Origin of the sequence: Microbacterium sp. NIBRBAC000506063 (assembly GCF_017968845.1) — a bacterium.
In the GTDB taxonomy this organism is placed as follows: Bacteria; Actinomycetota; Actinomycetes; order Actinomycetales; family Microbacteriaceae; genus Microbacterium.
On record NZ_CP072876.1, the window covers coordinates 1,964,351 to 1,978,147 of the forward strand.

The window sequence follows — 13,797 nt, forward strand, 5'->3', positions numbered from 1 at the left end:
ACGTAGAGGCCGTTGAAGGAAGGGGGAACGCGTTGAGGAAGAGGTGCGGGCTGGCACCGGACCAGTGCAGGTGGGAGCGTTCCACGAAGGGGTAGTCCAGCGTGTAGCCGGTCGCCAGCAGGACGAGGTCGTAGTCGCCCGAACCGCCGTCGCGGAAGTGCACCCTCTGCCCGTCGAAGCGGGCGATATCGGCGCGGATCTGCAGATCGCCCTGGCCGAGGTGGTTCAGGATCAGGGTGTTGACGATGGGATGCGACTCGTAGATCCTGTAGTGCGGCTTCGGGAAGCCGAAGCGCACCGGGTCGCCGGTGAACGCCTGCAGCACGCGCTTGTCGACGAACTGCTTGATCGGGCGGGGGAGCGGGCGGCCCTGGTTGAGGGTGTCGCTGGGCCGGCCGAAGAGGTAGCGGGGCACGAAGTAGTAGCCGCGACGCACGCTCATGTCGACGGATGCCGCGTGGTGGACGGCGTCGACGGCGATGTCGCAGCCGGAGTTGCCCGCGCCGATCAGCAGCACGCGCTTGCCGCGCAGCTGGTCGGGCTGCTTGTAGGCGCTCGTGTGCAGGAGCTCGCCGGTGAACTCGCCGGGGAAGTCGGGGACGTTCGGCTCGGCCAGGGTGCCGTTGGCGAGGATGACGCCCGCGTACCAGCGGGTCTCCTCGCTGCCGTCCTCGGCGACGGAGGTGAGGTTCCAGCCGCCGTCGTGCGGCTCGAGAGAGGTGACCTGGGTGCGGAAGCGGAACCGGGAGGTGAGACCGAAGTGGTCGGCGAACTCCTGGAAGTACTCGCGCAGCGCCCGGTGGCCCGGATAGTCGACGGTCGAGCGCATGGGGAACTCGGTGAACTCGGTCGTGGTGCGCGAGGAGATGAGGTGCGCCGACTCGTACATCGTGCTGCGCGGGTTGGTGATGTCCCACAGCCCGCCGACGCCGTGCGAGGCCTCGTATCCGTCGACCGCGATGCCGGCCCTCTGCAGCGCCCTGGCTGCCGACAGCCCCGAGGGACCGGCGCCGATGACGGCGTACTTGCTCATATGACTCCCCTGCACATCATTGTGCTCCTGAGCCCTCGGCTGGAACTCGATCCCGCAGCCGAAGGGACTGAGGAAGATGTTAGTCGGTGTTAACCGAAAGTTGAAAGCGATCGGGTCCGGAGGGTGAGGGTCAGGGAGCGACCGACGCGGCGAACGTGCCGAGGGCCTCCGTCAGTCGGGCGATCATGTCGGCGTCCGAGATCGTCGGCGTGCCGTCGCCCGCCTGCACGCCGTAGTCGCCGAACGAGGAGTGGCCCGCCCCGGCGATCTCGATCAGCCACGCGTCTCCGGGGAGGAGAGATCGCGCTGAGGCGATGTCGTCTCGCGTCGTGAGACCGTCTTCCGAGCCGGAGAGGCTCAGCACGGGCAGACCGGTCTCGGAGAGATCGGCGGCGCAGTACGACGCGAAGAGGGCGAGCCCTTCTGCGTCGCCTGCGAGCATGCACGCCCGCACCCCGCCGAGGGAGTGGCCCCCGACGATCCATCGATCGACGTCGGGGCGAGCCCGGTGAAGGCCGAGAGGGGGCGCAGGTCGAAGAACGCGAGGTTGAGCCATGGCTTCGTGATGACGACGGTGATCCCGTCGTCGGCGACGACCCCGGAGAGCTTCGACGCGTAGGCCCAGGGGTCGACCTTGGCGCCGGGAATGTGGACGAGTCCGACGGTGGAGGTTCCGGCAGCCGGGGTCAGCACGATCCCGGCGGAGTCGTCGGTCACCACGATGCGGTCGTCTGCTCGTACAGCCGCGAGCGGTTCGGGCTCGGCCGGCATGACGCCGACCTGGCTCCATACGACGATCCCGACGGCGGCGACGAGGAGCAGTCCGCCGATCGCGCCGAACACCCAGGCGAGGGTGCGGCGGCCGCGGTGGGGCGCTGAACGGTCACAAGCACCCAGCATAGGCGGGCCGTGGCTCCGCCCTGTGATGCCCGTGGTCGAGGAGGACGGTCAGCCGAGCTCCGCCTGCCGCTCCTCGACGACCGCCCGCACCTTCGCGAAGAGCGGATGCCGCGCATCCAGACCTGTGACCTCTGCCGTGACCGCGTCCGCTGTGCCCGTGCGCAGCAGCTCCTGCAGGGCGACGGACTGCTCGTCGTCGGGGTCGGTGAACTCCAGGGCCGCCGCCATCGCCGCCACCAGCGCGTTCGGGGGAAGGCCGAGCTCGGCCGCTCTCGCGGCAGGCCCCACGAACCTCTCGTGGCGGGAGAGCTTGCGCAGCGGCTGGCGGCCGACGCGGTGCACGGTGTCGGGAAGCTCGGGGTTGCGGAAGCGCTCGAGGATCGTCGCGCGGTAGTCGGCCAGATCCTCGCCGGAGAGCCCGTGGGTCGCGGCGAGAACGGCGGAGGTCTCCTCCAGCGCCGCCTGCACGCGTGCGGCGATCGACGGCTCGGCGAGGGCGTCGGCGATGCGCTCGATCCCGGCCTGCGCGCCGAAGTACGCCGTCGCGGCGTGCCCGGTGTTCACCGTGAAGAGCTTGCGCTCGATGAAGGGGCCAGATCGTCCACGAAGTGCGCCCGGGGATCGTCGGCGGGGTGTCGCCGAAGGGCGCCCGCTCGATCGTCCACTCGAAGTAGGGCTCGACGGTCACATCGATCCCCGCACCTTCGGGCTGGGCGGGGACGATGCGGTCCACGGCGGTGCCGGCGAAGACGGCGCGGGAGAGGACGGATGCGGCATCCGCCCCCGCCGCCTTCTCGATCTCTCCGTGCAGGGTCTCGGTCGCCCCGATCGCGTTCTCGCAGGCCATGACCTGCAGCGGCGGCAGCGCGTCCGCGCGCCGGGCGAGCCCGGCGGCGATCACGGGGGCGATGAAGCGCAGGACGGTCGGACCCACGGCGGTGGTGACGACGTCCGCCGTCGCCACTTCCGCCGCCACTCCGTCCGGGTCCGCGCCGCTGTCGACGCCGCGGAATCCGGTCACGACGCGGTCGATGCCCCCGGGGCCCGCCTCGTGGACGGTGTAGGAGTCGGCGGCGTTGAGCGCGTCGATGAGGGGCGCCGCGACATCCGAGAAGACCAGCTCGTAGCCGCCCTCGTGCAGCAGCAGGCCGACGAAGCCGCGACCGATGTTGCCGGCCCCGAAGTGGACGGCCTTCACTGCTCGTTCACCGCCGCGAGCGCCTCGTACAGCTCCTCGGGCGTGTCGAGCGACTTCAGCCGGGCGACGTCGTCCTCGTCGGAGAACAGGATCGCGATCTGGGAGAGGATCTCCAGGTGCTCGTCGCCGCGCCCGGCGATGCCGATCACGAAGGTCACCGGCTCGCCGTCCCAGTCCACGCCGCCGTCGTAGCGCACGACCGACAGCGCCGAGTCGAGGATGGCGTCCTTGGTCTCGTTCGTGCCGTGGGGGATCGCCAGCTCATTGCCCATGTAGGTCGAGACGGTCTGCTCCCGCTGCTGCATGGCGTCGTAGTAGGCCGAGGTCACCGCCCCTGCGGCCTCGAGGATGTCCGCCGCCTCCCGCATCGCCTGATCCCGCGTGGCGGAGCCGGAGCGGATGCGGACCTGGCCGAGGGTGAGGATGCTGCGTGCCATGGTGGCTCCCTTCGTTCTTAGGATGCCGGCGCGCTCCCCAGCAGCCCGCCGGCATCCAGCCTGTCTCAGTCGCCTTCGGCCTCGCGCTGCGCGCGGACCATCTCGACCACCTCTTCATACTTCGGGGAATTCATGAAGTTGTCCACCGAGATGTGCACGGCGTCGGGGGCTTGGCCGCGGGCGCGATCGGTCAGCTGCTGCTGGGTGATCACGAGATCCGCGCTGGCGTCGAGGTTCGCGACGGCCTGGTTGGTGACCGTGACATCCTCGATGCCCGCCTTCTTGAACTTGTTGCGCAGGACGCTCGCGCCCATCGCCGAGGAGCCCATGCCGGCGTCGCAGGCGAACACGATGTTCTCGATACGGGTGGCGATCGCGGCGGGGCGGCGGCGGTCGCCGCGGCGAGGTTCGACAGCGTCGACGAGGTCTTGCCCTTGTTCGCCTCGGTCTTGGCGATCGCTGCAGCCAGGTCGCCCGCGCCCTCCGTGGCCAGATCCTTCTTGCGCGAGGCCCGCAGGATGATCGCGGAGATCACGAACGACACCGTCGCGGCCAGCACGACCGAGAGGATCACTCCCACGTAACTGCCCACGGGCGTCTGGATCAGCACCGCGAAGATGCTGCCCGGTGCGGCCGGTGCGCGCAGCCCCGACTCGAAGATCGCGTTGGTCGCGACACCCGTCATGCCACCGGCGATGGCGGCGATGATCAGGAGCGGCTTCATCAGCACGTAGGGGAAGTAGATCTCGTGGATGCCGCCCAGGAACTGGATGACGATCGCTCCCGGTGCCGAGGCCCGGGCGGCGCCGACGCCGAAGATCGCGAACGCGAGGAGGATGCCCAGGCCCGGGCCGGGGTTGGCCTCGACGAGGAACAGGATCGACTGACCGGTCTCGATCGACTGCTGGGTGCCGATCGGGGTGAACACGCCGTGGTTGATGGCGTTGTTGAGGAACAGCACCTTCGCCGGCTCCACGATGATGCTCAGAAGCGGCAGCAGACCGTACTGGACGAGCCAGTCCACGATCGCTCCGAGGCCGTTGCTGATCCACTCGACCAGCGGCCCGAAGATGTAGTAGCCGAGGATGGCCAGGAGCATGCCAAGGATGCCGGCGGAGAAGTTGTCCACCAGCATCTCGAAGCCGGGCTTGATCTTGCCCTCCCAGAGCTGGTCGACCTTCTTCATGAGCCAGGCGGCGATCGGACCCATGATCATCGCGCCGAGGAACATCGGGATGTCGGTGGCGACGATCACACCCATCGTGGCGATCGTCGCCACGACACCGCCGCGGGCGTTGTAGACGATGCGACCGGCGGTGTTGGCGATCAGCAGCGGCAGCAGGTAGACGATCATCGGGCCGACCATCTCGGCCAGCCGTTCGCTGCCCGACCACTGCCAGGCCTCGACCGGACTTTCGGCGCCCACCCACCCGTTCGGGATGAACAGGGCGGTGATGAGGCCCCAGGCGATGAACGCCGAGATGTTGGGCATGATCATGCCCGCGAGGAAGGCGCCGAAGCGCTGGACGCCGACTTGCGCCCTTCTCGCCCCGGAAACCTGTGTTGGTGACGTCGTCGTCATGATTGTCGTCTCTCTCTTTCGGGTGGTGGGGGATCAGGCCGCAGCCGCTGCTGCCGCCAGGGAACGTGCCTCCGCGGCATCCGACGCCCCCAGCGCCGCCTCGGCGATGCGCCGGGCATCGTCGAGGGAGTGCTGGGCGAGCGTCTGACGCACGTCGGCAAGGGCCACGGGGGCCATGGAAAGACTCGTGGCGCCCAGGCCCGTGAGCACGACCGCCAGAAGGGGTCCGCGGCGGCTTCGCCGCAGATCCCGACGGGCTTGCCGGTCGTGCGCCCGGCATCGCCGACCTCGCGCACGAGGCGGAGGACGGCCGGATGCCAGGGTCCTGGAAGGAGGCGACCGAGCCGAGCATGCGGTCGGCGGCCATCGTGTACTGGGTGAGGTCGTTCGTGCCGATCGAGGCGAAGTCCGCGTCGCGCAGCAGTCGCTCGGCGAGCAGGGCGCTGGCGGGGATCTCGACCATGACGCCGGCCGTGCGGATGCCGTACTCCCGCGCGAGCGCGGTGAAGTACTGCGTCTCCTCGACCGTGGCGACCATGGGCGCCATGACCCACAGATCTGCCTCGGTCTGGGCATCCGCCTCGGCGAGGGCCGTGAGCTGCTCGCGCAGGATGTCCTCGCTCGCGCGGAGCGCCCGCAGGCCGCGCAGGCCCAGGGCGGGGTTCTCCTCGTGCGCGTCGTTGAGGAAGGCCAGCGGCTTGTCGGCGCCGGCGTCGAGGACCCGCACGACGACCTTCTTGCCGGGGAAGGCGGCCAGCAGCTCCTGGTACGCCTCCCGCTGCTGGGCGACCGTGGGCGCCTGCGCCGAGGAGAGGAAGAGGAACTCGGTGCGGAACAGCCCCACGCCCTCGGCGCCGCGTGCGACGGCATCCGGGGCATCCGCCGGGGAGCCGAGGTTGGCGAGCAGGGCGACGGGCGTACCGTCCTTCAGCGCGCCCGGGGTGAGCGGCGCGTCCGTGGCCGCGGCGCGGTCGGCGGCGCGGCGCTGGGCGCGGGCGAGCTCCTCGTCGCTCGGGGCGCTCGTGATGACACCCGCCGCGGCGTCGACGATGACCGTCTCGCCCTCGGTGAGGTCTGCGGCACCGGCGGCGCCCACCACAGCGACGATGCCCTTCTCCCGGGCGAGGATCGCCGTGTGCGAGGTGGGGCCGCCGTCGGTCGTGACCAGCGCGATCACCTGATCGAGATCGAGCGTCGCGGTGTCGGCCGGGGCCAGGTCGCGGGCGACCAGTACGAAAGGATGCCCGGGATCGGGCACCCCGGGCGCCGGCACGCCCCGGAGGCGTGCGATCACGCGCAGGGCGATGTCGTCGAGATCCGCGGCGCGCTCGCCGAGGTAGCCGCCGACGGCCTCGAGCGTCGCACGGAACCCGCGAAGGCGTCGTGCACCGCCCACTCCGCCGTGCCGCCGTCGCCGATGCGGGCGTCGACCTCATCGTGCAGAGTGGGATCCTCGGCGATCATGGCCTGAGCCTCCAGCACGTCCTGGGCCGCACCGCCGGCGGCGGCACCGCGCGTCTCCAGCTCCCGGGCCACATGCTCGACGGCCTCGCGGAAGCGGGTGCGCTCCTCGTCGGGGTGAGCGCACTGGGCGTGCTCTCGGGTGCGGGCGGCGCCTCGGTCATACGGGCGACCGGTCCGTGCGCGACGCCCAGACCGATGCCGACTCCTCGGAGCTCGCTCATCCGGCGGCGTCCTGGTCGTGGTCGGTGGCCAGAAGCTCGGCGAGCGTGTCCAGCACGCCCTCGGCGCCGTCGCCGTCTGCGGTGAGGGTGACATAGTCGCCCTTCTCCACGCCCAGCGCGATGACCCCGAGGATGCTCGCCGCGTTGACCGGCTTTCCGGCATCCTTGGCGATCGTCACGGGGATGCCCGCATCCTTCGCCGCCTGGGCGAACAGCTTCGCCGGGCGGGCGTGCAGGCCGTGGGAGGAGCCGATGTGTACGGTGCGGGAGAGAGCGGTCATGGTCTACCTTTCGCTGGGGGCGTCGAGGCCGAGGGTGGTGCGGACGAGAGCGAGGGTGCGCCGGCCGGACAGGTCGGTGAAGATGTCCTCCGGCAGGGCGGCGAGCGCCGCACCGTGACGAGCGGCCATCTCGGCGAACTCGGCGGCGCGCGGGGCGAGATGCGGTCCGATGAGGACGAGGTCGACGGCGTCGACGTCCACACCCAGCGAATCCTCCGTTCCGGCGGTCGCGCTCCAGGCGAGTCCTTCCGCGTGAGCGGCCGTGCGCAGTCGCTGGGCGACGAACGTGCTGGACGCGCCCGCGGCGCACACCACCAGAATCCTCATTGATCTCTCCTTCCGAGCCATTCTGAAAGAACGCTGGGAAGGGTGCCACCACAGTCCTTTCCGCCCCTGCGGAATCCCGTTGCGGCATCCGTGCGCCGGTGGTTCCTGACATCATGGGGGATGTCGCGTTCGCCGCCGAGCCGGCTGTGCACACCAGGGAAGGACGGAGCATGTCGCGTCAGCGCCAGGATCAGCTCCTGTCCGCTCTCCTGCGTGAGGAGTCATGGGTGACGGCGGCGAGCCTCGCGGACGCGTTGGGGGTCACCCCCCGCAGCATCCGCTCCTATGTCGTCGCGCTCAACGCCCGCGTCGCGGCGACGGATGCCGTGGAGTCCGGCCCCGCCGGCTACCGCGCCGGTCCCGGTGCCCACGCGGCACTGCAGCAGCGCGAGGCGGGGGAGGCGACGCCGCGGGATCGTCTGCACACGCTCGTGCGGGCCCTCCTGGACGCCGAGGAGGGCGTCGACGTCTACGAGACCGCCGAACGGCTGCACGTGAGCGAGGCGACGCTCGAGTCCGATCTCGGACGAGTGCGAGGGCTGCTCGCGGGAACCGGTCTGACGCTCGTGCGCGATCGTGCGATCGTGCGCCTGCGCGGGGAGGAGTCGGCGCAGCGACGGCTGCTCTCGCGTCTCGCGCACGACGAGATGGAGTCGCGCGTCTTCAGCCCCGACGCCTTCCGGCGGGCGCTGCTCGGCAGCACCGCGGCCGAGGCCGTAGGCCCCTTCAAGGCGGCGCTCGTGCGGCGGCTGGGCGAGCTCGGCTACTACGTCAACGAGCTGGCGATCGCCGACGTGCTGCTGCACATCGCCATCGCGACCGAACGCGTCGCCGCGGGGCACGCGCTGGCGGCGACGGGCACCGACGACGGGGAGGTCGTGCAGGGGCTCGCCGATGCGATCGCCGAGCTCGTCGTGGTGCACTTCGGTGTGGAGCTCGGGCGCGGCGACCGCGCGCACCTGGCGCGCCTCGTGCTCACCCGGGTCGTCGCCCCCGACGAGTCCGCCCCGGCCGTCGCCGCCCGTGCGGGTCTGGAGCCCGCGGTGGAGGAGGCGGTGCGCGCCGAGGTCGCCCAAGCGGCCGAGGACTACGACGTCGGCGTCAACGGCGAGGAGTTCATCCTGCGCCTGGCGCTGCACGTGCAGAACCTGCTGCGGCGCGCCCGGGAACAGGCCTGGAGCCGCAACCCGCTCACCCGCGACCTGAAATCGGCGTACCCGATGATCTTCGAGGTCGCCGTCTCGATCGCCAGCGGTCTGAACCGGCGCCTGGGCGTGCCGCTGAACGAGGACGAGATCGCCTACATCGCCATGCACGTCGGCGGCCGCCTGGAGCGCAATCGGCGGGCCGCCTCCATGCTCACGGCCACGATCGTCTGTCCCGGCTACTACGAGCTGCACGAACTGCTGCGATCGAGCGTGGACCGGTCGCTGGGCCAGTCGATCGAGGTCACGGGGGTGGAGACGCGCGTCGACCCCGACTGGTCGGCGATCGACACCGATCTGGTGCTCACCACGATCGACCCGGGTGCGCCGGGCGAGAACATCGTGCGGATCCAGACCTTCCTGACCGACGCCGACGTCGAGCGCGTGCAGCAGGCCGCCGCCCGCATCCGCCGCAGCCGTCGTCTCACGCGCCTGCGCGAGGAGCTGTCGCGCTACTTCGACGGCAGCGCCTTCGTGTCGCCCCTTCCCGATGCCGGTGAGGAGGAGCTGATCCGTCTGCTCGGTGAGCCGCTGCGCGAGGCGGGGCTCATCGACCAGGACTACATCGAGAACTCCATCGAGCGGGAGCGCATGAGCTCGACCGCCTTCACCGATGCGCTCGCGGTGCCGCATGCGCTGCAGATGACCGCCCGCCGCACGGCGCTGTCGGTGGGCGTGGCCGATGGTTCGGTGCGCTGGGGAGACGGGCGTGTGCAGGTCGTCGTGCTCGCCGCCTTCAGCGAGAGCGATCGCGCCGCGTTCCAGACCGTCTTCGAGCAGTTCGTCGAGGTCTTCAGCGAGCGCGACAGCGTGCAGCGGATCGTCCGGCGCGGAACGACCTTCCACGGCTTCCTCGACGAGCTCGTCGCGGTCATCGACGGCTGACGGCGCCGGGTCGGATGCCGAGGCTCAGTGCCGCGGCGCGAGGACGGCGCTCAGCGCGTCCAGGAGGTCGTCGGCATCCGATCCCTCGGCGCGCAGCGTCACCGTGTCTCCGGGATTCAGGCCGAGGTCCATGAGCGCGAGCACGCTGGAGACGTCGACCTCTTCGCCAGAGGCCGTCGTCAGCGTCACCGGCGTCGTGTGCTGCTGCGCGAGCCGGGCCAGCTGCGCCACGGGCCGGGCGTGCACCCCGTCGGGCACGCCGATCGTCACGCGTCTGTGGGTCATCGGCGCTCGTCCAGGAGCGCGCGCACGGCCTCTTCGAGATGGGCGACGATGTCACGGGCGGCCGATGCCGCATCCGCCCGTGCATCGATGTACACCTTCAGCTTCGGCTCGGTGCCGCTCGGACGCACGATCACCCGCGAGCCGTCGGCGAGCCGATAGCGGAGCACATCGCCGGGAGGCAGGTCGCCGCCCGGCACGGCGAGATCCTCCGCGGCGACGACGGGGGTCTGCCCGATCCGCTCGGGCGGGAGGGTGCGCAGGCCGAGCATGATGCGCGAGATGATCGACAGGTCGTCGACGCGGATCGACACCTGACCGCTGGCGAAATGGCCGTAGGTCGCCCCGTGCTCGGCGAGCAGCCCGGCGAGGGTCACGCCGCGACCGCGAGCCTCGGCGGCGAGGCCGAGCAGCGCCACGGCGGCGGAGATCCCGTCCTTGTCGCGCACCGTCTCGGGGTTGACGAGATACCCAGCGCCTCTTCGAAGCCGTAGACGATGCCGGGGCGCGCGAGATCCACTTGAAGCCGGTGAGCGTCTCGGAGAAGCCGAGCCCGTGGTGCGCGGCTATCGCCCCGAGCCCAGGAGAGGAGACGAGCGAGCATGCCAGAGCGGCGCCGGGGGTGCCCTCGACGGCGCGCGCGGCACGGGCGCCGAGGAGGAGCCCGACCTCGTTGCCGGTGAGGCGTCGCCAGCCGCCCTCGGCGGAGTCGTCGGGGATCGCGACGGCGAGCCGGTCGGCATCCGGGTCGTTGGCGATGATGAACTCGGCGTCCGTCTTCTTCGCGAGGGCGAAGGCGAGATCCATCGCGCCCGGCTCCTCCGGGTTGGGGAAGGAGACCGTGCGGAACGAGGGGTCGGGGTCGCGCTGCTCGGCGACGACGTGCGGCGCGGGGTACCCTGCCTTCGCCACGATGCGCGAGAAGGTCTCGGTGCCGACGCCGTGCATCGCCGTGTACACCCAGGTCATGTCCTGTATGCCCTCCGGCGCGGGGGCGACCCGCGCGGTCGCGTCGACGTACGCCTGCATGACCTCTTCGCCCGCGATCTCGTAGCCGTCCGACCGCGGCAGCGCCCCGATGTCGCCGGCCGCGGCGACGCGGGCGATCTCGGCGGCGATCTCGGCATCCGACGGAGAGACGATCTGCGCGCCCTCGTCGGCCCCGCCCAGATACACCTTGTAGCCGTTGTCGTTGGGTGGGTTGTGGCTCGCCGTGACCATCACCCCGGCATCGGCGCCCAGATGCCGGACGGCGAAGGCGAGCACCGGCGTCGGCAGGAGCCGGGGGAGAAGGATCGCCCGCAGCCCCGCGCCGGCGAAGATCTCGGCCGAATCGGTCGCGAACACCCGGGAGTTCTTGCGTCCGTCGTAGCCGATCACGACCGTGGGGCGTGTCGTGCGGCCGCGCAGGTAGGCGGCGAATCCCGCGGCAGCTTGGGCGACGAGCACCCGGTTCATGCGGTTGGGTCCGGCACCCAGCGCGCCGCGGAGCCCGGCCGTGCCGAAGGCGAGGCGCGCGCCGAAGCGATCCTCGAGATCGCGCAGGGCCGCGTCCTCGCCCGCGGCGGCCCGCGTCACGAGGCCGGCCAGCTCATCGCGGGTCTCGGCATCCGGATCCTGACGCAGCCACGCGCGGGCCTGCGCGAGCACCTCGCTCACAGCGCCTCGACGATCCGCGCCAGCAGCGAGGAGATCACCGGCTCCGCGGCCTGGCCGGCTTCGATGACCTCGGCGTGGCTGAGCGGCGTCTCCTGGATGCCGGCGGCGAGGTTGGTGATGAGCGAGAGGCCGAGGATCTCCATGCCCGCCTGGCGTGCCGCGATCGCCTCGAGGGCGGTGGACATGCCGACGATGTGCCCGCCGATGTGCTTCGCCATCTGCACCTCTGCCGGGGTCTCGTAGTGCGGACCTCGGAACTGGCAGTACACGCCCTCGTCGAGCGAGGGGTCGATCTGCCGGGCGATGTCGCGCAGTCGGCGCGAGTACAGGTCGGTGAGATCGATGAAGGTGGCGCCCTCGAGGGGCGAGTCGGCGGTGAGGTTGATGTGGTCGCTGATGAGCACCGGCTGCCCCGGCTTCCAGGTCTCGCGGATGCCGCCGGCACCGTTGGTGAGCACCATGATCTTCGCGCCGGTCGCGGCGGCGGTGCGCACGCTGTGGACCACGCGACGAACGCCGTGATCCTCGTAGTAGTGCGTACGCGCACCGATGACGAGCACGTTCCTCCCGGAGGGCGTGCGGATGCTGCGCAGAGTGCCGACATGACCCTCGAGCGCGGGCCGGGAGAAGCCCGTCACCTCGGTCGCCGGAACGGACGCGATCGTCTCGCCGATGATCTCGGCGGCCTTGCCCCAGCCGCTGCCGAGGGTGAGCGCGATGTCGTGGTTCTCGACGCCGGTGAGCCGGGCGATGTCGGCGGCGGCCCGGGCTGCGATCTCGAAAGGATCTGCCGCGGGGTCGTCGAGAGGGTTCTGCGGTGAATGAGCCATGCCTCCACTTTAGGAAGCCGGCGGCGTCTCGGCCAGGATTGCGGAAGAATGGATGCCATGGCATCCACCTTCGAACAGTCCCCGCGCGTCGCCGTCCTCGGCGGTGGCCCGGGCGGATACGAGGCCGCGCTGTCGGCGGCCCAGCTCGGCGCCGACGTGACGCTGATCGAGAGGGTGGGGGTCGGGGGCTCGGCCGTGCTGACCGACGTCGTGCCCTCCAAGAGCCTCATCGCGACGGCGGACGCCGCGGTGGCGATCTCCGAGGCGAGCGACCTGGGCGTGCAGTTCTTCGTCAAGGGCGAGAACGGCACGGCCTCCAAGCCGCAGGTGGCGATCAATCTCGCCGCCGTCAACAAGCGGCTGCTGTCGCTGGCCCGCCAGCAGTCCGACGACATGCGTGCGACGCTCGCCGACGCGGGCGTGAAGATCATCTCCGGCCACGGCCGCCTGGAAGGGCGCGGCACGATCATCGTCGCGACCGGGCCCGGCGGCACCGACTTCGACCGCGTCGAGGCCGACACGATCGTCGTCTCGGTCGGCGCCTCGCCCCGCGAGCTCGACTCGGCCAAGCCCGACGGGCAGCGCATCCTCACCTGGACGCAGCTGTACGACATGAAGGCGCTGCCCGAGCACCTCATCGTCGTGGGCTCCGGCGTCACCGGGGCGGAGTTCGCCTCGGCCTACATGAACCTGGGCGCGAAGGTCACGCTCATCTCCAGCCGCGACCAGGTGCTCCCCGGTGAGGACAAGGACGCCGCACGGGTGCTCGAGAGCGTCTTCACGCGCGGCGGCATGCAGGTGCTGTCGAAGTCGCGTGCCGAGAAGGTGGAGCGGACGGATGCCGGTGTCACTGTCACCCTTTCCGATGGTCGCACCGTCGACGGCAGCCACTGCCTCATGGCGGTCGGATCCATCCCCAACACGACGGGCATCGGCCTGGAGGAGGCGGGCGTCGAGCTCGACGCCTCCGGTCACGTCCGGGTGAACCGCGTCGCGCGCACCTCGGTGCCCAACATCTACGCCGTGGGCGACTGCACGAACTTCTTCCCGCTCGCATCCGTCGCCTCCATGCAAGGCCGCACCGCGATCTTCCATGCGCTCGGCGACATCGTGATCCCGCTCGAGGAGCGCAAGATCACCGCGAACATCTTCACCGCTCCCGAGATCGCCACGATCGGCGTCTCGGAGGCCGACATCGACAGCGGTGCCGTCGACGGCTTCGTGTACAAGCTGCCGCTCGCGGCGAACCCGCGCGCGAAGATGATGGGCGTGAAAGACGGCTTCGTGAAGATCTTCGCGCGCAAGGGCAGCGGCACCGTCATCGGCGGCGTGATCGTCGCCCCCAAGGCCTCCGAGCTCATCTACCCGATCGCGATCGCGGTGGAGCGGCGGCTGACGACCGAGCAGGTCTCGCGCGTCTTCGCCGCCTACCCTCGCTGTCGGGCAGCATCACCGACGCCACGCGGGCGATGCACATGGTCGCGCAGGGCTGA

Annotated in this window: 6 protein-coding genes and 7 pseudogenes; 2 read left to right on the forward strand and 11 right to left on the reverse strand. The window is 70.8% G+C overall.

Translation table 11 applies throughout. The features are described 5' to 3' along the window. Positions 1 to 76: 76 nt before the first annotated feature. The 8 genes and pseudogenes from KAE78_RS11135 to KAE78_RS11170 all read right to left on the reverse strand — a co-directional run. Positions 77 to 1,033, reverse strand: a pseudogene (locus KAE78_RS11135) (flavin-containing monooxygenase); the annotation flags it as partial. A 130-nt stretch (positions 1,034 to 1,163) separates the two neighbouring features. Beyond that, a pseudogene (locus KAE78_RS11140) lies at positions 1,164 to 1,933 on the reverse strand (alpha/beta hydrolase). 48 nt (positions 1,934 to 1,981) lie between these two features. Continuing rightward, positions 1,982 to 3,131 (reverse strand): annotated as a pseudogene (locus KAE78_RS11145) (mannitol-1-phosphate 5-dehydrogenase). Beyond that, the gene (locus tag KAE78_RS11150; protein ID WP_223170883.1) at positions 3,128 to 3,568 is read right to left on the reverse strand and encodes a PTS sugar transporter subunit IIA; all 441 of its coding nucleotides are present in this window, start codon (positions 3,566 to 3,568) and stop codon (positions 3,128 to 3,130) included. The pseudogene KAE78_RS11145 and the gene KAE78_RS11150 overlap by 4 nt, the downstream one beginning before the upstream one ends. A 65-nt stretch (positions 3,569 to 3,633) precedes the next feature. Next, positions 3,634 to 5,150: pseudogene (locus tag KAE78_RS11155) on the reverse strand (PTS mannitol transporter subunit IICB). 33 nt (positions 5,151 to 5,183) lie between these two features. Further along, positions 5,184 to 6,835 (reverse strand): annotated as a pseudogene (ptsP, locus tag KAE78_RS11160) (phosphoenolpyruvate--protein phosphotransferase). Beyond that, positions 6,832 to 7,116: an HPr family phosphocarrier protein gene (locus tag KAE78_RS11165; protein ID WP_223170884.1), complete on the reverse strand. Its 285-nt coding sequence runs from the start codon at positions 7,114 to 7,116 to the stop codon at positions 6,832 to 6,834. The pseudogene ptsP and the gene KAE78_RS11165 overlap by 4 nt, the downstream one beginning before the upstream one ends. A gap of 3 nt (positions 7,117 to 7,119) precedes the next feature. Further along, the gene (locus KAE78_RS11170) at positions 7,120 to 7,443 is read right to left on the reverse strand and encodes a PTS sugar transporter subunit IIB (protein WP_223170885.1); all 324 of its coding nucleotides are present in this window, start codon (positions 7,441 to 7,443) and stop codon (positions 7,120 to 7,122) included. Between the two features lie 170 nt (positions 7,444 to 7,613). On the opposite strand from KAE78_RS11170, the gene KAE78_RS11175 reads away from it, so the two are divergent. After that, positions 7,614 to 9,533, forward strand: coding sequence for a BglG family transcription antiterminator (locus KAE78_RS11175; protein ID WP_223170886.1), 1,920 nt, complete (start codon positions 7,614 to 7,616; stop codon positions 9,531 to 9,533). 24 nt (positions 9,534 to 9,557) lie between these two features. Here KAE78_RS11175 and KAE78_RS11180 read toward each other — a convergent pair whose 3' ends face one another. The 3 genes and pseudogenes from KAE78_RS11180 to KAE78_RS11190 form a co-directional block, all read right to left on the reverse strand. After that, the gene (locus KAE78_RS11180; RefSeq protein ID WP_223170887.1) at positions 9,558 to 9,818 is read right to left on the reverse strand and encodes an HPr family phosphocarrier protein; all 261 of its coding nucleotides are present in this window, start codon (positions 9,816 to 9,818) and stop codon (positions 9,558 to 9,560) included. Beyond that, positions 9,815 to 11,474 (reverse strand): annotated as a pseudogene (locus KAE78_RS11185) (phospho-sugar mutase). The gene KAE78_RS11180 and the pseudogene KAE78_RS11185 overlap by 4 nt, the downstream one beginning before the upstream one ends. Further along, positions 11,471 to 12,304, reverse strand: coding sequence for a purine-nucleoside phosphorylase (locus tag KAE78_RS11190; protein WP_223170888.1), 834 nt, complete (start codon positions 12,302 to 12,304; stop codon positions 11,471 to 11,473). The pseudogene KAE78_RS11185 and the gene KAE78_RS11190 overlap by 4 nt, the downstream one beginning before the upstream one ends. Positions 12,305 to 12,352: 48 nt before the next feature. On the opposite strand from KAE78_RS11190, the pseudogene KAE78_RS11195 reads away from it, so the two are divergent. After that, a pseudogene (locus KAE78_RS11195) lies at positions 12,353 to 13,797 on the forward strand (NAD(P)H-quinone dehydrogenase).

Bases quoted from the DNA above. Each gene is read 5' to 3' on its own strand.
- KAE78_RS11150 (WP_223170883.1), bottom strand. From the start codon at position 3,568: ATGGCACGCAGCATCCTCACCCTCGGCCAGGTCCGCATCCGCTCCGGC.
- KAE78_RS11165 (WP_223170884.1), bottom strand. From the start codon at position 7,116: ATGACCGCTCTCTCCCGCACCGTACACATCGGCTCCTCCCACGGCCTG.
- KAE78_RS11170 (WP_223170885.1), bottom strand. From the start codon at position 7,443: ATGAGGATTCTGGTGGTGTGCGCCGCGGGCGCGTCCAGCACGTTCGTC.
- KAE78_RS11175 (WP_223170886.1), top strand. From the start codon at position 7,614: ATGTCGCGTCAGCGCCAGGATCAGCTCCTGTCCGCTCTCCTGCGTGAG.
- KAE78_RS11180 (WP_223170887.1), bottom strand. From the start codon at position 9,818: ATGACCCACAGACGCGTGACGATCGGCGTGCCCGACGGGGTGCACGCC.
- KAE78_RS11190 (WP_223170888.1), bottom strand. From the start codon at position 12,304: ATGGCTCATTCACCGCAGAACCCTCTCGACGACCCCGCGGCAGATCCT.